At 69.1% G+C, this 26848-nt stretch carries 24 protein-coding genes; 9 read left to right on the top strand and 15 right to left on the bottom strand.

What is annotated here, in order from left to right:
* The first annotated feature begins 83 nt into the window (after positions 1–83).
* Positions 84–1769 carry an alpha/beta-hydrolase family protein gene (locus D107_RS0112435; protein ID WP_018881601.1) on the top strand — a complete coding sequence of 562 codons (1686 nt, stop codon included), beginning with the start codon at positions 84–86 and terminating at the stop codon, positions 1767–1769.
* 12 nt (positions 1770–1781) lie between these two features.
* Here the strand turns inward: D107_RS0112435 and D107_RS0112430 are convergent, their stop codons facing one another.
* From D107_RS0112430 to D107_RS0112410, 5 genes are all read right to left on the bottom strand, one after another.
* Entirely contained in the window at positions 1782–2198 is a 417-nt protein-coding gene (locus D107_RS0112430; protein WP_026280476.1) for an ABZJ_00895 family protein, read from the bottom strand.
* 94 nt (positions 2199–2292) lie between these two features.
* Positions 2293–2655 (bottom strand): hypothetical protein, encoded by a 363-nt coding sequence (locus D107_RS0112425; protein ID WP_026279231.1) that lies wholly within the window; start codon positions 2653–2655, stop codon positions 2293–2295.
* A gap of 43 nt (positions 2656–2698) precedes the next feature.
* Positions 2699–5887 (bottom strand): efflux RND transporter permease subunit, encoded by a 3189-nt coding sequence (locus D107_RS0112420; protein WP_018881600.1) that lies wholly within the window; start codon positions 5885–5887, stop codon positions 2699–2701.
* A 3-nt stretch (positions 5888–5890) separates the two neighbouring features.
* Complete coding sequence (locus tag D107_RS0112415) at positions 5891–6949, bottom strand: efflux RND transporter periplasmic adaptor subunit (RefSeq protein WP_018866740.1); 1059 nt, start codon at positions 6947–6949, stop codon at positions 5891–5893.
* 160 nt (positions 6950–7109) lie between these two features.
* A complete protein-coding gene (locus tag D107_RS0112410; protein ID WP_018881599.1) occupies positions 7110–8198 on the bottom strand; it encodes a hypothetical protein in 1089 nt (362 codons plus the stop codon).
* 125 nt (positions 8199–8323) lie between these two features.
* Here D107_RS0112410 and D107_RS0112405 point away from each other — a divergent pair, with 125 nt between their 5' ends.
* Positions 8324–9169: a zinc-dependent peptidase gene (locus D107_RS0112405; RefSeq protein WP_018878470.1), complete on the top strand. Its 846-nt coding sequence runs from the start codon at positions 8324–8326 to the stop codon at positions 9167–9169.
* The gene (gene fliL / locus D107_RS0112400; RefSeq protein WP_018876905.1) at positions 9166–9573 is read left to right on the top strand and encodes a flagellar basal body-associated protein FliL; all 408 of its coding nucleotides are present in this window, start codon (positions 9166–9168) and stop codon (positions 9571–9573) included. The genes D107_RS0112405 and fliL overlap by 4 nt, the downstream gene beginning before the upstream one ends.
* Before the next feature lie 134 nt (positions 9574–9707).
* Here the strand turns inward: fliL and D107_RS0112395 are convergent, their stop codons facing one another.
* Positions 9708–10004 (bottom strand): hypothetical protein, encoded by a 297-nt coding sequence (locus D107_RS0112395; protein ID WP_018866736.1) that lies wholly within the window; start codon positions 10002–10004, stop codon positions 9708–9710.
* An 84-nt stretch (positions 10005–10088) separates the two neighbouring features.
* Positions 10089–12002 carry an ABC-F family ATP-binding cassette domain-containing protein gene (locus D107_RS0112390; protein ID WP_018881598.1) on the bottom strand — a complete coding sequence of 638 codons (1914 nt, stop codon included), beginning with the start codon at positions 12000–12002 and terminating at the stop codon, positions 10089–10091.
* 335 nt (positions 12003–12337) lie between these two features.
* Here D107_RS0112390 and D107_RS0112385 point away from each other — a divergent pair, with 335 nt between their 5' ends.
* Complete coding sequence (locus D107_RS0112385) at positions 12338–13261, top strand: GGDEF domain-containing protein (protein WP_018866734.1); 924 nt, start codon at positions 12338–12340, stop codon at positions 13259–13261.
* Between the two features lie 21 nt (positions 13262–13282).
* Here D107_RS0112385 and D107_RS0112380 read toward each other — a convergent pair whose 3' ends face one another.
* Positions 13283–14236: a hydrogen peroxide-inducible genes activator gene (locus D107_RS0112380; protein ID WP_018879710.1), complete on the bottom strand. Its 954-nt coding sequence runs from the start codon at positions 14234–14236 to the stop codon at positions 13283–13285.
* Positions 14233–14589, bottom strand: a complete 357-nt coding sequence (locus D107_RS0112375; RefSeq protein WP_018881597.1) for a DUF3301 domain-containing protein — start codon at positions 14587–14589, stop codon at positions 14233–14235. Before D107_RS0112375 ends, D107_RS0112380 begins: the two co-directional genes overlap by 4 nt.
* A 96-nt stretch (positions 14590–14685) precedes the next feature.
* On the opposite strand from D107_RS0112375, the gene D107_RS0112370 reads away from it, so the two are divergent.
* The 4 genes from D107_RS0112370 (at position 14686) to D107_RS0112355 (ending at position 19331) form a co-directional block, all read left to right on the top strand.
* Positions 14686–15516: an inositol monophosphatase family protein gene (locus D107_RS0112370; RefSeq protein WP_018881596.1), complete on the top strand. Its 831-nt coding sequence runs from the start codon at positions 14686–14688 to the stop codon at positions 15514–15516.
* Positions 15513–16907 carry an adenylate/guanylate cyclase domain-containing protein gene (locus D107_RS0112365; protein ID WP_018881595.1) on the top strand — a complete coding sequence of 465 codons (1395 nt, stop codon included), beginning with the start codon at positions 15513–15515 and terminating at the stop codon, positions 16905–16907. The genes D107_RS0112370 and D107_RS0112365 overlap by 4 nt, the downstream gene beginning before the upstream one ends.
* Positions 16904–18025 carry a hypothetical protein gene (locus D107_RS0112360; protein ID WP_018866729.1) on the top strand — a complete coding sequence of 374 codons (1122 nt, stop codon included), beginning with the start codon at positions 16904–16906 and terminating at the stop codon, positions 18023–18025. Before D107_RS0112365 ends, D107_RS0112360 begins: the two co-directional genes overlap by 4 nt.
* Before the next feature lie 91 nt (positions 18026–18116).
* Positions 18117–19331 (top strand): TraB/GumN family protein, encoded by a 1215-nt coding sequence (locus D107_RS0112355; RefSeq protein WP_018881594.1) that lies wholly within the window; start codon positions 18117–18119, stop codon positions 19329–19331.
* A gap of 234 nt (positions 19332–19565) precedes the next feature.
* On the opposite strand, the gene D107_RS0112350 is transcribed toward D107_RS0112355, so the two are convergent.
* From D107_RS0112350 to D107_RS0112335, 4 genes are read right to left on the bottom strand one after another with little or no spacing between them, the layout of a single operon-like run.
* Positions 19566–20564, bottom strand: a complete 999-nt coding sequence (locus D107_RS0112350) for a zinc-binding dehydrogenase (RefSeq protein ID WP_026280810.1) — start codon at positions 20562–20564, stop codon at positions 19566–19568.
* A 60-nt stretch (positions 20565–20624) separates the two neighbouring features.
* Positions 20625–21116 carry a Slp family lipoprotein gene (locus D107_RS0112345; RefSeq protein ID WP_018881592.1) on the bottom strand — a complete coding sequence of 164 codons (492 nt, stop codon included), beginning with the start codon at positions 21114–21116 and terminating at the stop codon, positions 20625–20627.
* 2 nt (positions 21117–21118) lie between these two features.
* Positions 21119–21703: a Slp family lipoprotein gene (locus tag D107_RS0112340; RefSeq protein WP_018879715.1), complete on the bottom strand. Its 585-nt coding sequence runs from the start codon at positions 21701–21703 to the stop codon at positions 21119–21121.
* 44 nt (positions 21704–21747) lie between these two features.
* Positions 21748–22644, bottom strand: a complete 897-nt coding sequence (locus tag D107_RS0112335; RefSeq protein ID WP_018866724.1) for an HDOD domain-containing protein — start codon at positions 22642–22644, stop codon at positions 21748–21750.
* Positions 22645–22838: 194 nt separating this feature from the next.
* Between D107_RS0112335 and D107_RS0112330 the strand changes: the two genes are divergently transcribed.
* On the top strand, positions 22839–23636 hold the full coding sequence (locus D107_RS0112330; protein ID WP_018866723.1) for a dienelactone hydrolase family protein: 798 nt from the start codon (positions 22839–22841) through the stop codon (positions 23634–23636).
* 81 nt (positions 23637–23717) lie between these two features.
* Here the strand turns inward: D107_RS0112330 and D107_RS0112325 are convergent, their stop codons facing one another.
* Both D107_RS0112325 and D107_RS0112320 read right to left on the bottom strand, forming a co-directional pair.
* Positions 23718–25085: a response regulator gene (locus tag D107_RS0112325; protein ID WP_018881591.1), complete on the bottom strand. Its 1368-nt coding sequence runs from the start codon at positions 25083–25085 to the stop codon at positions 23718–23720.
* Positions 25086–25257: 172 nt separating this feature from the next.
* Positions 25258–26811, bottom strand: a complete 1554-nt coding sequence (locus D107_RS0112320) for a bifunctional GNAT family N-acetyltransferase/carbon-nitrogen hydrolase family protein (RefSeq protein WP_018879717.1) — start codon at positions 26809–26811, stop codon at positions 25258–25260.
* Positions 26812–26848: the final 37 nt, after the last annotated feature.

The following is a 26848-nucleotide window of genomic DNA, read 5'->3' as shown; positions in this document are numbered from 1 at the left end:
CTGGCGCTCACGGTGGAGACTTGAACCCGCCCGAGCGGGCGAACAGGATAAGCCCTTCTGTTCATCAAGGAAGTGCTCACGCGATGTCCATCGTCGCCCGCCTGCAAACCCGCCTGCGGCGCTTCATCTGGCCCGGCTGGGCCACCCGTATCCTCGGGACCCTGTCGATCCCGGGGCTGATCCTGGCCACGCTGTTCTTTGCCGCGTCGCTGACCCCCAGCCTGATCCCGCGTACCGACGACGTGCAGGGCATCCTGTCCGGACTGTCGCTGGCGGCCGGCTACGGGCTGGGCGTGTTCTTCCACTGGCTGTGGTCCTATCTGGAGCTGCCGGAATTCGGCGAGCGCACGCACAACACCCTGGTGGTCATCGCCGGGGGCGGCGCCGTGCTGATCGTGCTGATCTTCCTGTGGCAGGCCACCGAGTGGCAGAACAGCATCCGCGCCCTGATGGAGCAGGAGCCGGTAGACGGCGGCTTCCCGATCCGACTCGGGCTGATCGCGGCGGCGGTGTTTGCCGCCACCCTGGCGGTCGGACGGCTGTTTCAGCTGCTGGTGCGCTTTCTCGCCCGCCATCTGCGCCGTTTCATCCCGCGCCGGCTGTCGAACGTGATCGGTGTGCTGGTCGCCGCCGGGGTGTTCTGGGCGGTCATTGACGGTGTGATTCTGGAATACGGCCTGCTCACCGCGGACCGCAGCTTCCAGCAGTTCGACGTGCGCGAATACCCAGGGGTCGAACAACCGACGGCGACGTTCCGTACGGGCAGCCCGGCCTCGCTGGTCAGCTGGGAGCAAGGGCTCGGGCGCCAGGGACAGCGCTTCGTCGGACAGGCACCGGATGCCGGCACGATCCGCGATTTCGCCGCGGGCGAGGCCCTGGACCCGATTCGCGTCTACGTAGGCCTGAATGCCGCCGAGACCATCGAGGAACGCGCGCGGCTGGCCCTGCAGGAGATGCTGCGGGTCAATGCCTTCGACCGTTCGGTGCTGGTGCTGGCCACCCCCACCGGGCGCGGCTGGGTGGACAACCGCGCGATCCAGCCGGTCGAGTATCTGCACGGCGGCGATGTCGCAACCGTGGCCGTGCAGTACTCCTACCTGCCCAGCTGGCTGTCGCTGATGGCCGAGTCGCAGTACGGCCACGAGACGGCCCAGGCGGTGTTCGCGGAGATCTACGGCTACTGGAAGCAGCTGCCGGCGGACGCCCGCCCGGAGCTGTACCTCTACGGCCTGAGTCTGGGCGCGCTGAACTCCGAGCGCGCCGCGGATCTGTACGACGTGATCGGCGATCCGTTCTCCGGCGCGCTGTGGGCCGGCCCGCCGTTTCGTAGCGAGACCTGGCGCGACATCACGCGCCAGCGCCAGCCGGACTCCCCGGCCTGGCTGCCGCGCTTTCGCGACAGCTCGGTGGTGCGCTTCACCAACCAGGAGAACCACCTGGATATCCCCGGCGCCGAATGGGGCCCGATGCGCATCGTCTACCTGCAGTACGCCAGTGACCCGGTCACCTTCTTCGAGCCCCAGGCGCTGTACCGCAAGCCCGAGTGGATGCAGCACCCGCGCGGCCCGGACGTGTCAGCGGACCTGACGTGGTACCCGGTGGTCACCATGCTGCAACTGGCGGTAGACGTTACCATCGGCGATGCTGCCCCGCGCGGCTACGGCCATGTCTACGCCACCGAGCACTACATCGACGCCTGGCATGCGGTCACGGCCGCGGACTGGCCAGAGGAGCGCCTCGAGTGGCTCAAGCGCCACCTGGGCGACTGACCGGCCGTAGGGCTATCCCGCGGTTTCTCCCCCGACCAAACCGCGCTTGCGCAGGTGGCGTCCGGTGAGATTGACCATCGCCACCACAAAGCCGGCATATAACAACGCGACAACGCCCAGGACCGCGAGCATGAAACTGTCCAGTACTGTGCCGTCGGCCCACAGCACCAGGAAGGCCAGGGAAAGCTGCGTACCGAGGAGCACAGCGACCATGACGGCAATCACCCGCCACTTCTCGGCGCGCGACAGATAGCGGCCGTTCCTGCGTCCGAAGGCCTCGCAGGGCCACGCCACCGCCAGGCCCAGAATCCCCATTCCGATCGTTGTACCGAACTGCTCGAGATGGAAATGGGCGATTGCGAACATCGCGACGATCGTCAGCGAGAAATAGAGCAGTACGAAACGTAACAGCAGGTTCTTGATGGACATCGCCTCCCCTCCATGGGACGTCTGAAAGCCGCACTCCCTTGTGCGGCCAGGGTGCATGTCGGAGTCCTCCAACATGCACCATCACGGCATGCGGCTATTCCTCGGAAAACGAGGCGCCTTCGATGATCACGGGATAGGTGTAGCCGGCCCCGAAGTCACGATCCAGGATCAGCGTTCCGGTGACCGAAACGCGGTCGCCCACCTCAGGCAGCTCGGTGGAGGTGATGGTGATGTAATCACCCTCGCTTCCCGTGCCGTCCACGAAGTGGATGAAGTTGCGGCCCATGATGTCCTCGTTCACCCGCCCGACGATGCCCTCCAGGCGCACTTCTTCGCCCTCGAGCTCCGCCGGCGCCTGACTCAGCTGCTCGACCGTATGCAGTTCGTCGGCCTGCGCGGGTACCCCTCCCGCCAGCATCGCCAACAGCACTGCGCCACTTCCGATTACGCGTCTCATCCCGTTCTCCTCGTCGTTCGTGATGTTTCGGATGCCGGGCATCCTAACTGATCGCCCCCATATCCGAGGGCTGACGTGACCGGGTTGTCAGCGTTCCCTTTACGCGCTCCGCGGCGCGGTTCACCACCAGGTACAGGCAGGGCACCACCAGCAGCGTCAGGATCATCCCGGCGATCAGGCCGCCGACCACGGTCAGCGCCAGCGGGCGCATGATCTCCGCACCCTCACCGAGGCCGATGGCCAGCGGCAACATGCCGAGCACCGTGGTCAGGGTGGTCATCAGGATCGGACGCAGGCGCAGTGCACCCGCCTCCACCACCGCGCGCGCCGGGCTCAGGCCGCGTCGTCGACGGCCCTGTTCGATGTACTCGACGAGCAGGATCGCGTTGTTCACCACCACCCCGATCAGCAGGATCGCGCCGATCATCACCGGCGCGGAGACCGGCGTGTTCGTGGCCCACAGGATCGCGACCACGCCAATCAGCGACAGCGGGGCCGCCGCCACGATCACCAGCGGATTGGCCAGGCGCTCGTATTGAACCGCCAGCACCACCAGGACCAGGAAGATCGCCAGCGCCACGACGGTGGCCATCTCGCGCTGCGTCTCCTGGATGGTCTCCCACTCGCCCCCGATCAGCAGGCTGTAGTGCTCGGGTACCTCCACCTCGGCCAGACGCTGTTCGACCTCGGCCATCACCGAACCGACGTCGCTGACCTCGGTATTGATATCGCCGTTCACCCGCACCACCCGGCTCTGGTTCTCGCGCTCGATATGAGCGGGCCCCTCGCCGATCCCGAACTCGGCCACGTCGGCGAGCCGTACGGGATCGCCGTTATCACGGAACAGGATCATCCGTCCCAGTGTGGCCGTGTCCTGTACATCCTCGCGCGGCAGGCGGACGCGCAAGTCGTATTCGCGGTCATCGCGTACATACTGGGTCGGTACCGCACCCTCCACCGCATCGCGGATCGCCTGACCGACCGTTCCCACCTGCAGGCCCAGCGCGGCCGCGCGCTCGCGATCCACGTGTACGCGCAGAATCGGGCTCTGGTCCTCGCGCCCGACCTCGACGCCCTCAAGGCCCCGGATGCCCTCCAGGCGCCCCGCGATCTCGCGGGCGATGGTGCGCATCTCGGTCAGATCCGCCCCCACCACGCCGATCGACAGGTCGTCGCCAGTCACGCTGAACTGCAACCCGTCGATACGCGGCGGGCGCACGGTAATCCGCGCCCCGGGCAGGTCCAGTTCGTCCATCGCCGCCTGTGCCTCGGCCACCCATTGCCCGGCGGTCATTTCACGCTGTCCGGCCGGGGTGAGCTGCACCGTGAGATTGGACGTCCCCGGGCGCTCGTTGACCACGCCACCCCCCAGATGCCCGCCGACCATGGCGAACACGCTCTCGACATGCGGCAGCTCCTCGAGTGCGGCCTCGATGTCGCGGGCGGCGGCATCGGTCTCGTGCGGCGGTGTACCCGGCGGCAGGACCATGCGCACGCTGACCTGACCATCGTCCACCTGCGGCAGGAACTCGGTACCCAGCTCGCCGCCCACCTGGATGGCGCCGACCAGCAGGACCCCGGCGGCGCCCAGCACCACCCAGCGCGCGCGCAGCACCTTCGGCAGCAGACGCCGGTAACGTCGGCGCAAGCCCTGCACCCCGCGGTCGAAGCCGCGCAGCAGCCAGGTCCGGTCCAGCCCGCTCTCCCAGCGGATGCGCGCGAGCAGGGCCGCCAGCATCGGCACCAGCGTGATCGCTGCGGCCAGTGTGGCGATGATCGCGAACGACAGCGTCAGGATCAGCTCGCGGAAGATCAGCGCGCCGATACCCGTAATCAGCAGGAACGGGAGCACCGCGGCCAGGTTGGTCAGCGTGCCGGCGGTGACCGCCGACACGACCTCGCCCGCCCCGTCATGGGCAGCCTCCTCCGGCGATTTCCCGAGCTTGTCACGATGGCGGTAGATGTTCTCCAGCATCACGATCGCGTTGTCGAGCAGCAGCCCCACGCCCAGCGCGAGCCCGCCCAGGCTGATGATGTTCAGGGTCAATCCGCCCAGCCCCATCATCGCGAAGGTCGCCATCAGCGCGATCGGGATCGACAGCCCGATAATGAAGCTCTTGCGCAGACTGCCGAGGAACAGGAACACCGCCAGCATCGCCAGCACGCCACCGAGGACTGCAGCGGTGCCCACGGAGGACACCGCGCCACGGATAAACGGGGCCGAGTCGCTGACCACCTCCCACTGGATGTCCTCGGGGATAAACCCGGAACGCTCCAGCCGCTGGAGCGTCCCGCGCACGGCATCCACCGACTCGACGGTATTGGCCTCCGGCAGCTTGAATACCGATACGCGCGCGGCCGGGGTGCCATCCAGGCGGATGAACAGGCGCTGCTCGCGGTGGCCGTCGCGCACCTCGGCCAGCTCGCCCAGGCGCACATGCGCCGACTGCGGCCCCGGCAGCGGGATCAGCACGTTGCGCACATCGTCCTCGGAGGTGAACAGGCCCTCGGTCTTGGCCATCACGTCAAAGGTGTCGGAGGTCACCCAGCCACCGGCCACCTCGCGGTTGTCGTCCGCCAGCGTCTCGCTGATCGCGGCCAGCGACAGGCCGTAGCCGCGCACCCGTTCCTGGTCGAGGATCACCTCCAGCTCGCGCTGCTGGCCGCCGGAGGCCTCCACCGAGGAGATCCCGTGGATGGCGATCAACTGCGGGGCCAGCTCGTGCTCCACCCAGTCGCGAACTGCGGTCTCGGAACGCACGGTGGAGGAGAAGCCCGCCTCCCAGATCGGGTCCTGCGACGGGTCGAACTTGTACAGGCGCAGGGATTCGAAATCATCCGGCAACTGGGTGCGCGCCAGCTCCAGGTGACGCGCCGCATCCTGCAACGCCAGATCCAGGTTGGTCCCGTACTCGAACAGCAGGTTGACGTTGGTGCGCCCCTCGGAGGCACGGCTGTAGATGCGCGTCAGGTTCTCGGTCGCCGCAAGATTGCGCTCCAGCACTCGTGTGACCTGCTCCTCCATGACCTCCGGCGCGGTGCCCGGGTGGTTCACCGTGACCCGGATGTGCGGGTACTCGACATGCGGCAGCAGGTCCACCGGCAGGCGGTCGACAAAGAACATGCCCAGCACGATCACCACCGAGGCCAGCGCCATGATGGCGACCGGCCGGCGGATGGAGAAGCTGGTCACCCGCCCGTGTGGGCGCTGGGAGTCCCCCGCATCGGCCATGCCCTAGCCCCGCCAGCCGACAATGCGCACCCGCTGACCCTCGCGCATGTCGATCGGATTGGTCGCCAGCACGATCTCGCCTTCCTCCAGACCCTCGGTAATCTCGGTCCAGGGGCCCCGGGTCACACCGGTCTCGACCGTGCGCCGTTCCAGCTGTTCATCCACCACCACGTACACATAGCGCGCGTCATCGTCCTCGCCGATCGCCGCGGCCGGCACCGCCAGGGCGTTCGGGCGCTCATCAACGGTCATGCGGATGCGTGCGAGGTTACCCGGACGCACGCCGTTGTCGGCGGCCTCGGCCGGCAGCGCGATCTCCACCGTCACCTGCTGGGAATCCGGCGAGGCGGCCGGGAAGATGCGACGAATCTCGGCGACGTAGTCAGTATCAGGAAAGGCATCCAGCCGAATGGGCACGTCCTGGCCCACGACCAGGTCGCGCACATCCAGCTCGGACACCCCGGGTCGCAGCACCAGCGTAGTAATATCGACCAGCTCCAGCAGCGCATCGCGCGCAGCGACGGCCTCTCCAGGCTCCACCATCCGCTCGGTAATCACGCCGTCGCGGCTGGCAGCGAGCGCCCCGTAATCGACCCGCGCCTGCCACAGGGCCTGCTCGCTCTCGGCCGAACGCAGCGCGGCGCGGGCCCGTTCGTAGCTGGCGCGGCTGGCAATCCCCTCGTCCCGCAACTCGGCGCTGCGGGCGTACTCCAGCCGCGCCTCCTCGGCGTGCGCCACGGCACGCGCCAGCTCCGCGCGCTCCTCGGCCACGTCCAGCTCGACCAGGATATCGCCCTGCCCGACGCGGTCGCCTTCCTCGACATGGACCGCCTTGACCACGCCATCCGTACGAGCCGCCAGGCGCACCCGCGCCCGCGGCTCGACCCGCGCGGAAAGTCGCAGTTCGCGCGAGAGGTCCCGCGGCTGCATCTCCACCGCCGCGATCGGGGTCGCCGCCTCGCCAGCGGGCTCGTCAGCCGCTTCGGAAGACTCGCCCCCACAGCCGGCCAGTCCCACGGCCAGGATCATGAGCAGGGACAGGCGGCCGCCCCCCCGCGACATGCAGGTGGCGGGCAGCGGGCGCTTCAGGGGCGGTCGGTCCGACCGCCGCCAACACAAGAGGGTCTCGAATCGCATGCGCCGGGTCGCTCGCGGGGAGTGGACGAAAGCACAGAGTAGCCGTTATACAACCCTCGACGCAGGAACGAGCCTCCGCGTTCCGTCAGGCCGTCAGATCGATCTGCTGCACGCTGCCGCTGCGGCCATCCTCGGCCACCCAGACGCCGGTCGACTGCACCTGGCCCAGCAGGCTGTTGTCACCGCCATGGCGCAGGTCAAAGGGGGTACTGACATGTCCGAGGTAGATCGCCCCCACCCCCACCTCGCCCAGGGCCAGCAACTGATCGCGGCCCTGGGCGTCGCGGGTCCAGACGCGCAGGCGGTCATAGACCGGGTCCGCCGCATCGATCCAGCCATTGCCGTCGTGATCGAAGCGGCGCAGTTCGGCGAAGCCGTCCCCGGTCAGCGGCCCGAACAGCTCGGAGCCATCATCGACCTGCCCGCTGCCCGATCGGTCGAGGGCCAGAAAACCGCTTCCGGGCTGCAGGAAGGCCACCTGCTGCGGTGAGCCATCGGCGTCCAGGTCGAATTCGAAACGGGTCTCGGTCAATGCCGCCGCCGGGGCATCGAAATTGATCACCAGCGGGTCATGCAGTTCGCCATCGACACCGCCCTGAATACGGGTGTGCTCGACGAACTCGCGACTCATGGTCAGGGCAATGTCGATCTCGATGGTCTTGCCGTCGGCCGTCTGCACCCGCCCCTGGGCCTGGAAGGCCGTGCGCTCGATCTCCACCCGGGTCTGCTCCACCGACCAGGCCACGGCAAGGCCGCCCGGCGCACGCGGGGCGCCCGGGGGCCGGGCTGCGGGCGGTTCGAGGAATGCCGGCGGGTTCGCATCCGCGTTCGCGTCGGGCCGGAGGTCCGCCGGGTCCACGACGCGGATCTCGCGCCCGGTAAAACGTTCCAGGATCAGCCGGAGCAGTTCGGTGCGCAGCTGGTCCACAGACGTCAGCTCACTGTCCGCCGGGGCCACGCCCACGAAGGGCGCGCGCAGGGCCGCAACGGAGGCCGGGGCCGGCCGTTCGCCCCGGTCCGGGCTCACAAGTCCAGGCAGCCCGGCGCCCTGGCGGGGCTCCGCCGGGGGCGCGGCCCCGCCCCCTTCGCGCACCGTCAGGCGCACCTCGCGCCGGGTAGCCTCCAGCGCCAGGCGCTGGCTCGAGAACTGCATGGAATAATCGGCAATATGCATGGATGTTCCTCAACGGGACGGATTCCCGAGAGGGTTAACGGCCGCACAGCGGCAATCCTTAACCGCCACCGGCAAGCCTTTGCCGCAGGCGGACGCGACACGGCCAAACATGCGACGATCGGGCGATGAACTCGACACCGCAATTCCCGCTGCGAGGCCTGTTCCGCCGCCTGCTGGGACCGTTCGCCGGACTGGAACCAGAGGCGGTCCCCCTCGACAACGACGAGTGGGAGGCCATGCGCCAGCGGGTGCCGTTCATCGCCCGCCTCACACCGGAGGAACGCGCCCGGCTGCGCGAACTGATCGGGCAGATCCTCGCGCAGAAGGAATTCATCGGGATCGCCGCGGAACCCGAGCCGTGGCAGTGCCAGGTGATCGCGGCCTACGCGGCACTCCCGATCCTGGAGCTGGGCCTGGCGCCGTACCGGGACTGGCGCACGCTGATCCTCTATCCGGATACCTTCGTGCCGGAACACGAGTGGGTAGACGAGGCGGGCATCGTGCATCAGGGCGCGATGCCCCAGTCCGGCGAGGCCTGGGAGCGCGGGCCGGTGATCCTGTCGTGGAATGACGTCGAACGCGACGGCGCCGTGGTCGTCCACGAGATGACCCATGTGCTGGACGCCGGCAACGGCGAGGTCAACGGCTTCCCCCCGCTCCCCCGCGGACAGTCCACACGCGCCTGGACCGAGGATTTCTCCCGCGCCTTCGACCGCTTCGTGGAGACTGTCGAGGCGGTGGAGGCCGGCACGGTCGACGAGTCGGCTCTGCCGCTGGACCCGTACGCGGCCACGGCCCCGGAGGAGTTCCTGGCGGTCGCGGTGGAGTCCTTCTTCTTCGAACCCGCGCGGCTGCGCGAGCGGCTGCCCGCCATCTATGATCACCTGGTGGCATACTTCGGTCAGGAGCCGCATCGACGCGGCGACTGGATCGCCTCCAGCACGCAAACCGCCCCGGAGCACGCACCATGACCTCGAGCCCCCTTCGTTTCCTGCCCCCGACCCTGTCGGGGCTTCTCCTGCTGTTGCTTGCCCCCCTGGCCCTCGCCGTGGACGATCTGGACAGCCACTACGTGACCCTGGAACCCGTGGTCGTGAACATGGAGGCCGCCGATCGCGGACGCTACCTGCAGGCCTCCATCCAGCTGGAGGGCCACAATCTGGAAGATGCCCGGGCCATCCGCGAACACATCCCCGCCGTACGCGACCGCCTGATCCACATCCTCGGCGGCCGCAGCCCCGACAGCCTGACCGGCAGCGGCGCCCGCGAGGATCTGCGCAACCAGGCCACGGACGAGCTGAACGAATTGCTCGAAGAGATCACCGGCTCCCCGCGGATCGCCGCACTGTATTTCTCGGATTTCATCCGCCAGTAGTAGCCCCGGAAGGTCCGGACGGATACCCCGAACGAAAAGACCCCGGCAGTCGGGACCACCGGGGTCGGCAAGCGGGACGCCGCATCCGGAGTCCCGGGCCCCGTTGGGGGCCCAAGCCATTCAGAAAACGCTGATCAGTGGGGCCGGTGCAGCAGCGGCATCTCGCCGCGCTCCATCATGTGACGGATCAGCGTGGCCCGGCCCGGCTCCTCCTGCTCCAGTTCCTCGGCGCACTGCGAGGGCTCGTGCGCGGCCTCGGCCAGCATCACCTCCAGTTCGCGCAGATCCACCTTCGGCTCCTGCAGGTCTTCCGGCTTCGGGTTCTCCAGCATGTGGGTCTCCCAGAACATGCGCGGGTGCCAGCAATGCAGCTTTGCATCCGGGTGGTGAAAGAGCTCGACACAGCGACGATTCAGTTCCTGTGCATTCATGGGGTCACTCCTCGTTCCGGTGCATTCCCCTCCTGTATAGACCTCGCAATACCCGATCTCAAGGGTTGGTCTTTGAATCGCTTCTCACTCCGTCGGCTCGGCCTGCGCCGCCTCCAGGGCCTCCAGCGCCTCCATCCACTCGCCCTCCACGGCCTCCAGCCGGGCACGCAGCTCCCCCTGCTCGCGGGTCAGCTGCGCCAGGCGATCCGCCGCCTCGCCCTCGTAAAGGGCAGGATCGGCCATCTCCGCCTCCAGGGCCTCCAGGCGCTCCTGCACCCGGGTGCATTCCTGCTCGGCGCGGTCCGCGCGCTGCTTCAGCGGCTTGAGCGCCGCCCGTGCCTGTGCGGCCTGCTGGCGCCGCTCCTTCTGCGACAGGGCCGGGGCGCTGCGGGCTGCCGATTCACCGGTGCCGGGTTCGCTCGCGGCAAAGGCCTCGCGCTCGCGCGCCTGCAGTTCCCGGGCGTAGTCATCCAGGTCCCCGTCGAAATCTCTCAGATGGCCGTCCTCGACGCGCCAGAAACGGTCGCACACCCGCGCCAGCAATTCGCGGTCATGCGCCACGACCACCAGCCCGCCGGCATAGTTCTCCAGCGCCTCGGCCAGTGCCTCGCGCATATCCAGATCCAGGTGGTTGGTGGGCTCGTCCAGCAACAGCAGGGAAGGTGCCTGCCAGATCAGCAGCGCCAGCACCAGGCGTACGCGCTCCCCGCCCGAGCACTGGCCAACCGGGGCATCCGCCTTCTCCCCGGGAAAGCCCATGCCACCGAGAAAGTTGCGCAGCCGCTGTTCCTCGGCGCGCGGATCCTGGCGTTGCAGATGCACGAGGGGCGAGGCGCCCAGATCCAGCTGCTCGCTCTGGTGCTGGGCGAAATAGCCCACCTTCAGGCTCGGCTCGACCCGGCGCTCGCCGGCGGTGGGCGCCAGCTCGCCGGCCAGCAGGGTCAGAAGCGTCGATTTCCCGGCACCATTGGGCCCCAGAACACCGATCCGGTCCTCCGGCCGCAGACGTAAACTCGTCGCATGCAGGCGGGTGCGGTCTCCGGAGCGCACCTCGGCATGGTCCAGCGCCAGGAGCGGGTCCGGCAGACGCTCGGGGGTCGGGATCTCCAGGTGGATCGGCCGTGCGGCCCGAATCACGGCGACCTCGTCGAGCTGCTCCAGGCGTTTCAGGCGGCTCTGGGCCTGGCGCGCCTTGCTCGCCTTGGCCCGGAAGCGGCGCACGAAATCCTCCAGATGTGCGCGCTCGGCCGCGACCTTCGCGGCCGCCGCCTCGCTCTGGGCGATCGCCTCCGCGCGCTTGGCCTCGGCATGGGTATAGCTGCCCGCATAGAGCGCGATGCCCCCGCGCTCGATGTGCGCGATATGGGTACAGACGGAATCCAGAAACCGCCGGTCATGCGCGATCACGATGACCGTTCCCGGGTAGCGCGCCAGCCAGTCCTCCAGCCACAGGATGGTCTCGACATCGAGGTGGTTGGTGGGCTCGTCCAGCAACAACAGATCGGAGCGCGTCATCAGCGTGCGCGCCAGCCCCAGGCGCATGCGCCAGCCGCCGGAGAAGTCGCTCATCGGCCGGTCGGCATCGGCCGGCGCAAAGCCCAGCCCCGCGAGCAGCCGCCGCGCCCGGGCGTCCGCCGTCCAGCCGTCGATCGCATCCAGGGCCGCATACAGGCGCGCCTGTTCGGCGCCGTCGGCGACCTGCTCCAGGCGCGCCTGCAGGTCGCGCAACTCGGCGTCGCCATCCAGCACGTAGTCCGCGGCTGAACGCGCGCTCCCCGGGACCTCCTGCGGCAGGTGCGCCACTACCCAGTCGGCTGGCCGGTCGATCTCGCCGGCATCCAGGCTCAGCTCACCCTGCAGCGCAGCCAGCAGACTGGATTTGCCAGAGCCGTTGGCACCGGTCAGGCCCACCCGCCAGCCGGCGTGTACGGTCAGACTGGCATGCTGCAGGAGGACCTGTCGGCCACGGCGCAGCTCGATATCTTGAAGTCGAATCATGTCGCGCAGTGTAGGGCAAGCGAAGGGCGCGCTCATGTAGTCCGGTCATGGCCCGGGACTCGGCGGCCGACACTAGAGAAGCCTGTCGGATTTGGGACTGATCTCCCACAACGCTCGCGACGATCGCCCAAATCCGAGAGGCGCCTAGCGTCAGGATATTGCCGCCCCTTGCCGGTCCGGGCGGCCATCACCTGCCGGAAGCGGCAAAAATCCGACGGAATTCCGTCTTTCGCACACCAGAAGGATAAACAAGTCACTGTTTCCCAGGTTATTTTCATCGATGGCACGGATCTCGCATTACCTTCGACCCCAGGATCTTTGCGAGCGAGACAGCCATGAACCGCGACGGGAACGCCCACAACCTGCGACTGGTATCCGCCAAGGGCAAGACCACCGGCGATGCCGGTACCCCCTTTGACGCCCTGGCGTTTGTCCAGTCGCTGTCATCCAGCCTGGAGCTGGGCACGGTCCTCGCCCGTCTGCAGGAACACCTGCATGCCCAGGTTCACCACAGCGGCTGGTTCTTCATCCTGCAGGAGAGCGACGAGACCTGGTCCGGCGGCGACGAGGATCGCCATCGCATCGAATACGGGATGAGCGCGAACGGCGAAACCATGGGCTCGCTGATCCTGATGCGCGGGCGCCGCTTCAGCGACGACGAACAACAACTGATCGAGGCCCTGCTGGGCCTGGCCGCTCCGGCGCTTGCCAATGCCCTGCGCTTCAAGCGCCTGAACGAGAACCTGGAGACCGACGAGCTGACCGGCCTGGGCAACCGCCGCGCATTCGAGAAACAGGGCGCCCGCTGGCTGGCCGACTGCCGCCGCCAGGGGCGGCCCATGTCGGTGCTGGCCATTGATCTCGATCACTTCAAGCAGATCAACGACGAATACGGCCACAGCGTGGGGGACGACATCCTGCGTCTGGTCGCGCAGACCCTGCGCAGCACCACCCGGGAATCCGACCTGTGCGTGCGCATGGGCGGCGAGGAGTTCCTGGCGGTCCTGCCCGGTGCCGACCTGAGCCGTGCGATGGAATGCGCCGAGCGCATCCGCCTGGCCATTGGCGCGCTGCGAACCGCCGCCACGGCAGGCGACCAGTCCACGCTCGAGAGCGATGGCGCGGTCAAGGTGACCGCCAGCATCGGCGTGGCCGGCATCGGGCCCAATACCACTCTGCAGTCGGCCTACCAAGCCGCCGACGAGGCCCTGTACGCCGCCAAGCAGGCCGGCCGCAACCGCGTACTGGCCGGCAACTGACATCCGCCCGCCGCGGGCGGGTCAATCCGGGTTGCCCTGACCCGAGCCGGGCTGGATGAAATCGACGCAGGTCAGGGGGGTCGACAACACCGCCCGGCGCAGGGCCTCGATGGCCTCCGGGCGCGGAAAACTGGCGCGCCAGGCCAGGGCCACCCGGCGGCTGGGGGCCGGATCCTCGAAACGCCGCACGGCCAGCAGGCGCTGGGCATAGCGATCCGCCCCCACCGCCGTACACGGCAGAATGGTGACCCCCATCCCCGAGGCCACCATGTGGCGGATCGTTTCCAGCGAGGAGCCCTCGAGGTTGCGTGGCGTACTGCCGTCCGCGGTTACGGTCCGCTGGCAGTCCGGGCAGCGCTCCAGCACCTGGTCACGGAAGCAATGGCCCGCGCCCAGCATCAGCAGCGTGGCATCGGCCATATCCTCCAGACGCAGCGGATCCTTGTCCTTCAGCGGGTGCGCCGCCGGCAGCACGGCCATGAATGGCTCGTCGTACAGGGGCAGGGTCACCACCCCGGGCTCCTCGAACGGCAGCGAGATGATGATCGCGTCCAGCTCGCCCTGCTTGAGCCGTTCACGCAGCCGGCCGGTGTAGTTCTCCTCGATCACCAGGGGCATGTTCGGGGCACGTTCGCGCAGCGCCGGGATCAGCTCCGGCAGCAGGTAAGGCCCGATGGTGTAGATCGCCCCCAGCCGCAGGGGGCCGGACAGCTGGTCCTGGCTCTGCACCGCAACCGAACGCAACTGCTCCACCTCTGCCAGCACGCGCCGCGCCTGCGCGAGGACCTGTTCGCCCGCCGGCGTCACGGTGACCTCGCCCCGGCCGCGCTCGAACAGCGTGACCCCCAGCTCCTCCTCGAACTTGCGCACCGCGACCGACAGCGACGGCTGGCTGACATGACAGGCCTCGGCCGCATGCCCGAAGTGACGGGCATCGGCGACGGCCACCACATAACGCAGTTCGTTGAGCGTCACCCTGCGCCACCCGCGCTCGGGTCGTCGCGCTCCGGCCCCTGGAACTCCCGCCCGCCATCCGGCCAGTCGAGGGTCACACGCTTCAGTTGCCGGCCTTCCAGCGAGATCTCGCCGGGGTGGCGACCCGCCCCGTCGGCGGAGAATTCGAAGCGATAGCGCCGCTCCAGGGCCAGGCCGCGGTCGCCCCATGTGAGGCGCTGACCGATGCGCACGACGGTCGCATCCAGCAGCTGAACCCCCGCCCGCTCGCATGCCTGGCGCCCCACCCGACGGGCCCGTTCGTTGGCCCGCCAGGTGTCATTCACGTAGAACGCGACCAGTGCCAGGGCGAGGATTATGATCAAGCCGGTCATGGACCGGTATGATAAGCACATTCGTAGCCGAGTTCGCCCGGGCCGACCGGGCCGCATCCGGCTCACTCACTCCGCAATCGGCGTTGCCAGGGCTGCATGACTGCCACCTCCATCCCCTTTTCCGATCTCGCCCGGGGTCTGCGCGTGATCGGACAGCAAGAACTCCTGCCGCGCTTCGAAGCCGGCATCGACGTGGACTACAAGGCCGACGGCAGTGTAATCACCGAGGCCGACCACGCGGTGGACGCCCGGGTGCGCGAGCTGCTGCGCCAGCACGGGCAGCGCGAACCGGTGTTGAGCGAGGAGCAGGCGCGCGCGGAACAGGCACAGGTCCTGGAGACCGCCCCGGCCTTCTGGCTGGTGGACCCGCTCGACGGCACCTCCAATTTCGCCGGCGGCATGCCCTTCTTCGCCATCTCCATCGCCCGCATTGCAGGCGACCGGGTCACCCACGGGGCGACCTACGACCCGGTTCGCGACGAACTGTTCACCGCGACCGAGGACACCGCGCTGGAGCTCAACGCCGCCACCCCGCCGGCGGCCCGGCGACCACCGGTCCCGGAGCTGAAACGCGCCATCGCCCTGGTCGACTACAAGCGGCTGGACGCCCCACTGGCGCGCGAACTGGCCAGCCATGCCCCGTTCCGGTCGCAACGCAACCTCGGGGCCTGCGCCCTGGAGTGGGCCTGGCTGGCGGCCGGGCGCGCCGATCTGTACCTGCATGGCGGACAGGCCCCCTGGGACAGCGCGGCCGGCGGACTGATGCTCGCCCGCGCGGGCGGGGCCATGTGCGACCTCGGGGGCCGCCCGGTGTTCGGTCGCTCCCTGGCCAAGCGTTCCGCGGTAGCGGCCCGCTCCTCCGCCCTGCTCGCCGACTGGCGGGCCTGGCTGGCCCCCTGGCTCGCACCACGCGAGGATGCCTCGTGATCGGGCGGCGCAAGCGCGGTGTCAGCGCCCGCCTGAATGTCGGCGGGGCCGACTTCACGCCCCGCTATCTGCCGATCGCATGGAAGATCGTGGCGGCCATCGCCGGGCTTACGCTGGCCGGGATCGTGACCCTGTCGGCCGTGGTGCTGAACCAGGTCAGCAATGTGCTGGACAACCAGATTCGCGCCCAGGCCGAGATCACGGTGGCGCCGGTCGCGCGCACTTCGGCCGAGTTGATGCTGGCGGAGGACTACCTGACCCTGGAGACCCTGCTGAACTCGCTGGTGGAGGAGGGGCGGGTCGAATCCATCGCCGCCTACGCGATCGATCGCGGCCAGGTCGCGCGTGCCGGAACCCCGCCGGAGCAGTCTCTCACCGACGGCGTGTGGCCCCTGGCGCCCACGGTGGAACCGTACCGCCGCGAGGTCCTCTTCCAGGATGTGCAGGTGGGCTACATCGAGGCCTATATCGACACCTCGCCCATGCAGGAACTCATCCGCAACACCCTGAATGCCGGGATTGCCACGGCCATCGGGGTCTTCCTGCTGAGCCTGCTGCTGGCGATCGACATCAGCAAGCGCCTGGTGCGGCCGCTGGAACGCCTGGCCGAGAGCATGCGCTCGCGCTTCCGGCCGATGGACGCCGAGGGCAACCCCCTGCCCATGGTGCGCCAGGACGAGATCGCCCAGCTGACCGATGCCTTCAACGACATGGCGCGCGACCTGCTGCGCAAGGACCAGGTCGAGGCCGCCCTGCGCCGCTACGTATCGGACGCCATCGCCCAGGACATCCTGGAGAACCTGGACCGGGTCGAGCTGGGCGGGCGCGCGGTGGAGGGCTCGGTCCTGTTTGCCGACATCCAGGGCTATACGGCGCTGTCAGAGCGCTGCAGCCCGGAGGCCCTGGGCCGGATGCTCAACGAATTCTTCGGCCCGATGTCGGAATGCATTGCCCGTCACGGAGGCACGGTGGACAAGTACATGGGCGACTGTACCATGGCGGTCTTCGGCCTCGGGACGGACGCCGGCAACCACCGGTTGACCGCTGTGCAAACCGGCCTGGCCCTGCTGGAAACCGTCGCCTCGATCAATGCCGAGCGCGAACGTCGGGGCGAGCCCCGGGTGGAATTCCGTATCGGCCTGAACGCCGGCGAGATGCTGGCCGGCAACATGGGGGCCGAGGACCGCATGCAGTTCACCGTAGTCGGCGACACCGTCAACCTGGCCGCCCGCCTGGTCACGGTCGCGCCCCCCGGCGGGCTGGTCACGACCGCCGCATTCATGGAGCACGAGCAGGTGAAGGGACACTTCCGCACCGAAGACTGGGGCACCCACGAGCTGCACGGCGTCAGCGAGGCCGTTCCGGTCACCCGGGTCCTGGACCGCGCATGACCACACGCGGCGGCCTCCTCCCGCTCGCGGGCATCCTGCTGGCGGTCCTGCTGGTCCAGGGCTGCGCGGCCCTGGACCCCTTCGCCCCGCCGGAGCAGCGCATCGAGCGCGCGCTGGAGGCCGGCGACTACCAGCGCGCCCTGGAGCTGATCGAGCAGCACGAGCCGGAACCGCAAGCGGAATGGACCGAGCGCCGTGAGGAAATCGAGCGCGCGGCCGAGACCGCCGCGGCCGCGGCCATGGACGAGGCGCGCGCCGCCTCGGCCGAGGGCGCCGTGGCCCGCGCCCTGGAGATCCTCGAGGACGCCGAGCAGAAGCTGCCGCCCGCCAGCGAACGGCGCCAGTACATCGAGCAACTCGAGCGCCAGCGGCAAGTCGGCCTGCAGACCCTGGAACAACGCCACGACATCCTCGAGGCCCGCGCCCTGGTCCAGCAGCTGCGCCTGCTGGAGGTGATGCGTCCGCTGGTGCGGCGCAGCGAACAGCTGCCGGACGATCCCGACCGCCTGGCCCAGCGCCGCGACCCCCTGGCCCGGTCGCTGGACGGCTACGCCGCGGATACCGAGGGCGAGGAACGCCTGGAGCTGCTGCGCCTGGCCCAGAACCTGGCACCCGCCTCGGAACGCGCGCGGCGCATCGCGGAACTGGAGCAGGAACTGCGCGAGGCCGAGGCCCCCGCGGTCGAGGACGAGGTCCCGCGCTCCACCATCAACGCACGCCTGCGCCAGGCCCTGGAGGCCGACGACCTGGCCACGGCCGCGCGCTGGTGCCGCAGCGAGATCACCCCCGATGCCGACGCCTCCGGCCCGGACCAGGCCGCGCAGCGGGCGCACCGCGTGCTGTGCGAGGAATGGCGCGAACGCCGCGACGCACGCGCCGAGGAACTGCTGGAAGCGGGGCGCGGGCACTACTCCGCCGGGCGCATCGAAGAGGCCCTGGAGCACTGGCAGGAAGGGCTCGACCTGGCCCCCGACCACGCCGGACTGATCACCGCCCACGAGCGCGCCCTGCGGGTAATCGAGCGCCTGGAGAGCCTGCGCGTGCCGGAACCCCTGCCCGCGACCGACGAGGCGACCCCGCCCGCCGACGTGCCGCAAGCCGAACCCGAGGCCCCCTGACCACCTCCCCGCAACGCCCCCTTCCGGCGCTGCGGGCCGCACGCATTCGCCGTAGAATACGCCCGCCCACCGGAGCAAGAGCCCGCCACGCATGAATCCCGCCGTCCAGGAACTGATCGCCGACGAACCCCACCGCGTCCTGCAGCTGGGCGACACCGAGGTCGTGGTGCTGGGGACCGCGCACGTCTCGCGCGCCAGCGCCGACAAGGTGCGCGCGCTGGTGGACACCGGCGCCTTCGACAGCGTCGCCATCGAGCTGTGCGAGAGCCGCCAGCGAGCCATGCTGGATCCAGATGCCATCGGCCGCATGGACCTGTTCAGCGTGATGCGCAAGGGCCAGGCCCCGATGATCGCCGCCAGCCTGGCGCTGGGCGCCTACCAGCAACGCCTGGCCGACCAGTACGGCATCGAGCCGGGCGCCGAGATGCGCGCGGCGATGGACGGCGCCCTGGACCGCGGCCTGCCGCTGGCCCTGATCGACCGCGACATCGGCCTGACCCTGCGCCGCACCTACCGCGCCGTACGCTGGTGGGAGCGCATGGGGCTGATCGGCGGCCTGTTCGGCTCGGTGCTGTCGCGCGAGAAGATCGACGAATCGGAGATCGAGCGGCTCAAGGAAGGCGACATGCTGGAGTCCACGTTCAGCGAGTTTGCCGAGCAGTCCGAGGATCTCTACCGCACGCTGATCGAGGAGCGCGACCACTACATGGCCGCCCACCTGCGCCGGCTCGCGGCCAACCCGGACACCCGCCGCATCCTCGCGGTGGTCGGGGCCGGGCACCTGCCCGGGATTGCCGAACAGGCCGAGGATCACCTGACCCCGCCGGACGCGATCCTCGAGGCGCTCGACCAGGCCCCGCCCAAGGCGCGCTGGCCGAAGGTCATCCCGTGGGTGGTGATCGGGGTCATCCTGGCCGGCTTCGCCATCGGCTTCTCGCGCAACCCGGACATCGGGGTGCAGATGGTCACCGACTGGGTCCTGATCAATGGCGGCCTGGCGGCGATCGGCGCGATCGTAGCGCTGGCCCACCCACTGACCGTGCTCACCGCCGCCCTGGCCGCCCCGCTGACCTCGCTGAACCCCACCATCGGGGTGGGCTTTGTCGCGGCGGCGGCCGAGCTGTTCCTGCGCAAGCCCCGGGTCTCCGACTTCGCCAGCCTGCGCCAGGACACCACCACCCCGCGCGGCTGGTGGCGCAACCGCGTCTCGCGCGTGCTGCTGGTCTTCCTGCTGACCACCCTGGGCTCCGCCGCCGGCACCTACATCGGCGGCGCCCGCGTCTTCAGCCACCTCTTCGGCAGCTAACCCCCGGCCCCATGCGCTTCAGGAGTCCGCTACGAAGACACGAAGCAGGGCAAGGGCAAGAGCGATTTACAGGAAGAAGGGAAGACGGGAAGGGTTTTTGGGGTAGGGGATTGGCTGGAGACCGCGATTCCCAAACCGCCCGCCATGCTTCCTGCGTTTCAACCCAATCCCTCTTCCAATCTTCGCGTCTTCCTGTAGACCGCCCTTGCCCTTCTTGATGGTTGCAAGACCCGCTTATTCGGGGATGCGCAGGACGAGTTTGCCGCGGCGGCCGCCGGCCTCGATGCGGCGGTGGGCCTCGGCCGCCTCGGCCAGGGGCAGGGTGTCCTCGACGTTGACCTGCAACCGCCCGCTGGCCAGCCGGGCCAGGCCCTCGGCCACGAGGGTCCCCTGTTGCTTCAGGCGCCGGCGATCGTTCTCCAGCATCGGGGTCAGCATCAGCTCCAGGCTGATACTCGGGTTGCGCAGCCGCGCCGGGTTCCAGTCGACATCCGCCGGGGGTGCCAGCAGGGTCACCAGGTCGCCGCCATAGGCCACCTGGGCCAGGCCCTCGCGGAAGGTCTCGCCCCCCACGGTATCCAGCACGACATCGAAGCCCTGGCCATCGGTGTACCGGCGAATGGCCTCCCCGGCGTCCGGCTTGCGCAGATCGGCGACATCCACGCCCAGGGCCGTGACAATGGCGGCGGCCTCGTCGCGCCGCACCAGCCCCAGCACCCGAGCGCCAGCCGCACGCGCGATCTGCACCGCCATCTGGCCCACGCCACCGGCCGCCGCATGCACCAGCACACTCTGTCCGCGCTGCAGATCGGCTCGCTCGAACAGGGCCTCCCACGCGGTCAGCCAGGTCAGCGGCAGGGCCGCGGCCTGGATATCGGACACCGCCGAGGGTACCGGGACCACCGCGGCCTCCGGCACCACCACCTGCTCGGCGTAGGTACCCGGATCGGCGCCGACCCCGCCAAAACAGAAGGCCACACGTTGCCCCGGCCGCGTGTGGTGTACCGCGCTGCCGCATTCCTCGACGATGCCGACGCCATCGCAACCGGGGGTGTTGCGGGGGGCGCCGGGGACGATCATGCCGCCGCCGCGCACCTTGGTATCCACCGGATTGACGCCGGCGGCCAGCATCCGGACACGGACCTGGTCGGGGGCCGTCAACGCCGGTTCCGCCACCTCGTCCAGGCGCAGGACCTCGGCGGTGCCGGGTTCGTCAAACACCACTGCTCGCATGGAACCTCCCAGACAAATTCGAATGGTTGTGCCCGCGCGCCGGGACGACCCGGTCCCGCGCTACAGGCCGATACCGATCCCGATGCCGAAGCGCACACCGCCGGATGAGCGCGGCGGCTCGGGCTCCGGCCACAGATGCACCGAGTGGGCATCCAGCACCGGGAAGACGTAGTCCAGTTCACCGATCCGCCCTTCCTCGACGCCGGTAACCGTGCCTACGCCCGTGATGCGGCGACCGGCGCGATAGTCCACCGGGTCGGCAAAGCCGTCCACCCGCAGGCGGAAGCGTCCGGTGGTGGACTGCCGGGTCTGCGGCTCCTGGCGGCTCAGTGGGTAGCCAACCACCTCGACGAAGGTGGCCTCGGCGCGATTGTCCACCCGAGCGATGACGCCGCCCCAGACCTGCTCGTCGGCGGGCAGGCTGTCCGCCGTGACGGCCCGCGGTTCGACCTGCACGGACGGGTCGTCAGGCGCCTCCAGCGGCCCGGAGGCACAGGCGATCAGGAACAGGGGCAGCAGAAGGGCTGCCAGGGGAAATCGGAATCGGGACATACTCACCAGTACCACGGATGCGGGTGATAACGCCCGTAGACCCCGTAACGCGGGCCCCAGGGGCTGTAGAACGGATCGTAGAAGGGGTCGTAGAACGGGTCGCGATAATACCGCTCGGACGGCGGCGGCCGGCGTGGCCACAGGTACACCGCATCCGCCTGCAGGGTCACGAAGGTATAGGCGTAGTCACCGATACTGCCTTCCTCGATGCCCTGGATTACGCCGCGTACGGTGACCTCGCGGCCCTCGGCGTAGACCTGGGGGTCCAGGAACCCGCTGCTGACCGCGCGAAAGCGCCCCGGAGAGCGGTCAGCCTCCCGCGGGCGGCCCTGGCGATCCAGTTCGCGGGCGACCACCTCCAGCCGGGTGCCGCCGTCGGTGTTCTCGATGGCCGCGATCACTCCGCCCCAGACCACGACCTCGCCCTTCACCGCCTCGGGGTCGGCGAGCACCTGCTCGCGATCCGGTGCCGCGGCCGGCAACGGGGCCAGCGTCGCCGGCACCCCGGCGCAGCCCGCCAGCAGGAACAGCAAGCCGGCCGCGAACCACACGCGCAGACCCGGGTTGATACAGGCGGACATCGACATAGTGCTTCCGACCCCGGAGGCCGGCGCGGGTTCACACCACGCTCTCACGCGCGCGGCTCCGCGTCGTGCGCCGGATCGCAGAGGTCCTGCACCGCCAGCACCTCGTGCTGGGCCTCCTCCACGGCGGAGAGCAGGACCTCGGGGGCCAGGTGCAGGGCCTCCCAGACCGCCGGGTCCACCGGTGGGGCGTCGGCCCAGTCGCGCGAGTCGATCTCGGCCAGATGGGCGCCGGTATTGGCCAGGTGCACCAGCATCACGGCGGTGCGGTGGCGCTCCGGCGCCTGCATGGGCTGATGATGACCGGCCAGGCAATCGACCAGCAGCTCCGGCAGTCCCCAGTGCTCGGCCAGGGCCCCGCCCAGCTCCGCGTGATCAAACCCCAGCTGGGCACGTTCCGCACCCTGCGGGCTGAGCCCGTCGCCGACATCCAGGCTGGAGAGGAAGGCCCGATGGGCCGATTCCGGCGACTGCGAGAACAGCAGCAGCTTGCCCAGGTCATGCAGCAGACCGGCCAGGAAGATCCCGCTGGCCTGGCGTGGCAGCACCCGCATCGCCAGCTGACGCGCGATCACCGCGCAGTAGGCGGAATGCCGCCAGAAGACCTCCAGCGGCAGGCGCTCCTGATCGGGGATGCTGGCCGTCGCGCGGGTGATCGCACTGGCCACCACCAGGCGCTGCAGGGCATCGCGCCCCAGCATCGCGATCGCGCGGTCCACCGAGTCGATGGTGCGCGCGGGGGCGTAGGCGGGGCTATTGGCGATGCGCAGGACCAGGGCCACCAGGCCGGGGTCGCGGCTCAGGCTGTTCGCGATCTGGACCGCGGTCGCGTTGTCGTCCTCCAGAAGACGCGCGACCTCGAATACCACCTGCGGCATCGCCAGCAGCTTGTCGGCCGACTGGACCCGGGCCTCCAGGGAATCGTTGGCGGAACGCTCGGACATGGATGGATCCTCTTGCCGGAGCGAAGCGCCGATCGCTTCGCCCCACTCGTCCTGTTCCCGGGCCGGCGCGCTGACACGGCCCGGACGTCTCTACTGTAGCCGCTGTCCCGATCGTTGTAACCCGGCGGGGCAACGAACCATACTCGAGGGTCCGGGTCTATCGAGAGTCGATTCGACGATCAAGGAGGTGTTCGATGTTCGCCAAACCCGCTTTCGCGCCGCTCGCCGTCCTGCTGGCCGGACTCCTGCCCGGCCTCGCCTTCGCCGGCATCCAGACCGAAGAGGTCGCTTACGACCACGACGGTGACGAGATGACCGGCTACCTCGCCTACCCCGAAGGCGACGGCCCGCATCCGGCGGTCCTGGTCATCCACGAGTGGTGGGGCCACAACGACTACGCCCGCGACCGCGCCGAGCAACTCGCCCGCGAGGGCTACACAGCCTTCGCCCTGGACATGTACGGCAGCGGCAAGCTGGCCGACCACCCCTCCACCGCCGGCGAATTCGCCGGCGAGATCCGCGAGAACCGCGATCTGATGCTGGGCCGTTTCCAGGCCGCCTACGACTGGCTGCGCGCGCATGATGCGGCGGCCGATGCCGCACCCTCCGCGGTCGGCTACTGCTTCGGTGGCACTGTGGCCCTGGAGGCTGCACGCGCCGGGATGGACCTGAACATTGCGGCCAGCTTCCACGGCGGCCTGGGGACCGAGCACCCGGCCGAGGCCGGCAAGGTCACGGCGGAACTGCTCAGCTTCACCGGCACCGCGGATCCGATGATCCCGCCGGAACAGATCGCCGGCTTCCAGGACGAGATGCAGAATGCCGAGGCGCGCTACACCGTGGTGGAATTCTCCGGGGTGAAGCACAGCTTCACCAACCCCGGGGCCGACGCCATTGCCGAGGAATTCGGCATGCCGGTGGGCTATGACGCCCGCGCGGACCACGACTCCTGGAACCATCTGCTGGGCGTACTCCGCGACCGCCACCAGTAGGAAATGCTCCCGGCGGGCCCCGGGTCACCCGGGCCCGCCACCTCCCAACAACTCATCGAATCGCCGGGCCCTCCGGCGACGTCAGTATCCACGCAGGTAGATCGCCACACCCAGGGCGACCACAACCGCCAGCACTCCCACGAAGGCCACCCGGAACCAGCGCCGGCGCCCCAGGCGCTCGGAACGCCTGTGCGACGGGTCTGACGCTGGCGCGCGCAGGCGGTCCTCCGGCTCCGCCTTGACCGACCCCTCGGGATCGGCCGGGCGCTCGGGCTCTGCGGCCGCCGTGGTGCTGTGTCCGGTCAGGGCGTGTTCCAGATCGCGGATACGGCCACGCAGCTCCTGATTGCGCTGCTGAGACTCGGCCAGTTCCTGTTCGCGCGCTACCAGGCGCTCGCCCAGATCCGCCGCCGAGTCCCCGGTGTCCGCGCAGCGCTGCTCCGCCTCCGCCTGGGCCTTCTCCGCGGCGGCCGCCCGCTCGCACTGCTGATTGCGCTCGCGGCGCAGGCGATCGGCCTCGGCTCGCGCGTCCTGCAGCTCTTTCTGCACCGCGTCGCGCTGGCGCTCCAGCTCGACCAGGTCATGATCCAGGCGAACGTTCTCGCCCTCCAGTTCGCGCACCCGGCTGCGCAGTTGCTCGGTCGCCTCGCTGGCCGCCGCGGGTGCCCCGGCCTCCTCGGCCTCCAGCTCCTCGACCCGCGCGCGCAGCGTGGCCAGTTCGGCCTCGCGGGCCTCGGCCTGCTCGCCGGCGGCCGCGGCCTCCTCGTCGCGCGCCCGCGCCTCGGCCAGCGCCGTCTCGGTCTCCTCCAGCCGGGCCTGCAGGGTCTCGATCTCGCGCTCGCGTTCCTCGGCGCGCTGGAAGGCCGCCGTGGACTCATCGCGGGCCTCGCCCAGGGCATTGCGCAGGCGCTCCAGTTCCTTCTGCGCCTCGCGCTCGTTGGCGGACTGCTGGCGCAGCATCAGCTCGCGACGCAGGCGTTCGACCTCTTCGCGCAGCGCCGCGGCCTCGGCGGTATCGACTTCCGCGCCGGCGCTCGCGGGCTCCGGGGGCGGCGGCAGCAGTTCGGCCACCACCTCGCGCACACGGGTCGGCACGAACGGCTTCATCAGGACGGCGCTGGCGCCCAGCGAACGCCATTCGTCGCTGGCGGCCTCGTCGCTCTCCTGGCCGGTCACGATCGCCACCGGGAGATCGGCAGGGACATTCTCGATGCCATCGCGCACACGGAGCAGCAAATCCTGGCCGTCGATCCCCGGCATCGAGAGATCGGTCAGCACCAGGCCGATATCCGGATACTGCTGCAGCAGCTCCAGGGCCTGCTCGCCATCGGCGGCCTCGTAGACCGTGTGCTGGTCCTGCAGGATGCGCTGCAACGCGACCCGGATGACCTTGGAGTCATCCACCACGAGAATCGCGGTGCGTTTCGGATCCGGAATCTGCTCGCTCATGCTGTCCCCTGACTATCTGGCGCCCGCCTGGCGACGGCGCGAACCCCGGTCACCCGCCGCATTCTGGCCGTGTCCGGTCCTCCCTGTACGCACAAGACTAAGTTGCCGGGCGCGCCGATGCCAGTGGCCGCCAACGGGCAACCGGAACGCGTTCACGTTTTATCCGCGCGGGCTATACCGGCTTGGACTTCCACTTGACCGAGTAGAGATCCCGTCGGCGGTCGCGCAGGTTGCGCACCGAGCCGTGGTTGCGCAGCTCCTTCAGGTTGTCCAGGTCAAGATCGACGATCAGGGTCATCTCGGTGTTCGGGGTCGCCTCCGCCGCCACCGCATCATGCGGGAAGGCGAAGTCGGACGGGGTGAAGACCGCCGCCTGGGAATACTGCATGTCCATGTTCTCGACCTTGGGCAGGTTGCCCACCGAGCCGGACATCACCACGTAGCACTCGTTCTCGATGGCGCGTGCCTGGGCACAGCGCCGCACCCGAAGGTAGGCGTTCTTGGTGTCGGTCCAGTAGGGGACGAACAGGATCTGCAGGCCATGATCGGCCATCACCCGGGGCAGTTCGGGGAATTCCACGTCGTAGCAGATCAGGATGCCGATCTTGCCGAAGTCGGTATCGAAGACGTGTACCTCGTCGCCCCCCTGCAGGCCCCAGTAGGAGACCTCGTCGGGGGTCACGTGGACCTTGTACTGGCGGTCCCAGGTGCCGTCGCGGCGGCACAGGTAGGAGACATTGCGCAGCACATCCTCGGTGTATTCGGGCATCGACCCGGCCACGATATTGATGTTGTAGGCCAGCGCCAGGCGCACCATCTCCTCGCGCACCGCCTCGGTGTATTCGGCCAGACGGCGCACGGCCTCGGCCGGGTAGTCCTGATTGAACGCCCCCATCAGCGGGCCGTTGAAGAATTCCGGGAACAGCACGCAATCCGCGCGGTAGCCGGAGACCGCATCCACGAAGTACTCCACCTGCTGGAACAGGGCATCGAGATCCACCGTCGGGCGCATCTGCCACTGGACTACGCCGATGCGCACGTCCGAGCGGCTACCGCCGATCAGCTTCTCCTTCTCCTCGTAGTAGATGTTGAGCCACTCGATCAGGGTGGCGTAGGCCCCGGACTTCTCGTCGTCCGGCAGGTAGTTGGTGATGATCTTGCGGACGTGAAAGTCGTTCGCCAGCTGGAAGGTCAGGATCGGATCGGTGATCTCGTGGTTCTTCACCCGGCGCACGTACTGCTGCGGGGTCAGCTCGTCGCGGTACTGCTCGTAGCCGGGGATGCGCCCGCCGGCGACGATCGCCCGCAGGTTCAGCTTCTCGCACAGCTCCTTGCGCGCGTCGTACAGCCGCCGCCCCAGGCGCAGCCCGCGATAGTCCGGATGCACGAAGATATCCACGCCGTAGAGCGTGTCGCCGTCCGGGTCATGGGTGGTCAGGAAGCCGTTGCCGGTGATCTGCCAGTAGTTGTGGTGATCGCCGAAGCGCTTGTATTCGACGATCAGGCTGATCGCCGCGGCCACCACCTTGCCGTTGTCCTCGATGCAGATCTGGCCCTCGGGAAAACGCATCACCTGGGAGCGGAACTGTGCCTCGCTCCAGGCGCCGTCCAGGTCGTGGTAGACCCGCTCCATGATCTCGCGGATGTCCTCGTAGTCCTCGATCCGGGTCGGCCGCAGGGTGAGGTGGTGCTGGGGATTGGATTCGTTGTCCGCGTCGGTCGTCACGCTCGGGGCTCCGGGGGTTGAGAAGGAAACGCAGGAT

The sequence above is a fragment of the Thioalkalivibrio sp. ALE30 genome, assembly GCF_000377465.1.
GTDB lineage: Bacteria > Pseudomonadota > Gammaproteobacteria > Ectothiorhodospirales > Ectothiorhodospiraceae > Thioalkalivibrio.
The sequence above is the reverse complement of the archived record's forward strand: the minus strand, read 5'-3'. Positions and strand labels throughout refer to the sequence as shown.

Excerpts from the sequence above, each read along its gene's own strand:
- D107_RS0112325 (WP_018881591.1), bottom strand. The coding sequence starts at position 25,085 with ATGAGCGAGCAGATTCCGGATCCGAAACGCACCGCGATTCTCGTGGTG.
- D107_RS0112375 (WP_018881597.1), bottom strand. The coding sequence starts at position 14,589 with ATGACCGGCTTGATCATAATCCTCGCCCTGGCACTGGTCGCGTTCTAC.
- D107_RS0112335 (WP_018866724.1), bottom strand. The coding sequence starts at position 22,644 with ATGTCCGAGCGTTCCGCCAACGATTCCCTGGAGGCCCGGGTCCAGTCG.
- D107_RS0112350 (WP_026280810.1), bottom strand. The coding sequence starts at position 20,564 with ATGCGAGCAGTGGTGTTTGACGAACCCGGCACCGCCGAGGTCCTGCGC.
- D107_RS0112390 (WP_018881598.1), bottom strand. The coding sequence starts at position 12,002 with ATGATTCGACTTCAAGATATCGAGCTGCGCCGTGGCCGACAGGTCCTC.
- D107_RS0112355 (WP_018881594.1), top strand. The coding sequence starts at position 18,117 with ATGAATCCCGCCGTCCAGGAACTGATCGCCGACGAACCCCACCGCGTC.
- D107_RS0112425 (WP_026279231.1), bottom strand. The coding sequence starts at position 2,655 with ATGAGACGCGTAATCGGAAGTGGCGCAGTGCTGTTGGCGATGCTGGCG.
- D107_RS0112435 (WP_018881601.1), top strand. The coding sequence starts at position 84 with ATGTCCATCGTCGCCCGCCTGCAAACCCGCCTGCGGCGCTTCATCTGG.
- D107_RS0112330 (WP_018866723.1), top strand. The coding sequence starts at position 22,839 with ATGTTCGCCAAACCCGCTTTCGCGCCGCTCGCCGTCCTGCTGGCCGGA.
- D107_RS0112430 (WP_026280476.1), bottom strand. The coding sequence starts at position 2,198 with ATGTCCATCAAGAACCTGCTGTTACGTTTCGTACTGCTCTATTTCTCG.
- D107_RS0112410 (WP_018881599.1), bottom strand. The coding sequence starts at position 8,198 with ATGCATATTGCCGATTATTCCATGCAGTTCTCGAGCCAGCGCCTGGCG.
- D107_RS0112360 (WP_018866729.1), top strand. The coding sequence starts at position 16,904 with ATGACCACACGCGGCGGCCTCCTCCCGCTCGCGGGCATCCTGCTGGCG.
- D107_RS0112415 (WP_018866740.1), bottom strand. The coding sequence starts at position 6,949 with ATGTCGCGGGGGGGCGGCCGCCTGTCCCTGCTCATGATCCTGGCCGTG.
- D107_RS0112345 (WP_018881592.1), bottom strand. The coding sequence starts at position 21,116 with ATGTCCCGATTCCGATTTCCCCTGGCAGCCCTTCTGCTGCCCCTGTTC.
- D107_RS0112395 (WP_018866736.1), bottom strand. The coding sequence starts at position 10,004 with ATGAATGCACAGGAACTGAATCGTCGCTGTGTCGAGCTCTTTCACCAC.
- D107_RS0112370 (WP_018881596.1), top strand. The coding sequence starts at position 14,686 with ATGACTGCCACCTCCATCCCCTTTTCCGATCTCGCCCGGGGTCTGCGC.
- fliL (WP_018876905.1), top strand. The coding sequence starts at position 9,166 with ATGACCTCGAGCCCCCTTCGTTTCCTGCCCCCGACCCTGTCGGGGCTT.
- D107_RS0112405 (WP_018878470.1), top strand. The coding sequence starts at position 8,324 with ATGAACTCGACACCGCAATTCCCGCTGCGAGGCCTGTTCCGCCGCCTG.
- D107_RS0112340 (WP_018879715.1), bottom strand. The coding sequence starts at position 21,703 with ATGTCGATGTCCGCCTGTATCAACCCGGGTCTGCGCGTGTGGTTCGCG.
- D107_RS0112385 (WP_018866734.1), top strand. The coding sequence starts at position 12,338 with ATGAACCGCGACGGGAACGCCCACAACCTGCGACTGGTATCCGCCAAG.
- D107_RS0112420 (WP_018881600.1), bottom strand. The coding sequence starts at position 5,887 with ATGGCCGATGCGGGGGACTCCCAGCGCCCACACGGGCGGGTGACCAGC.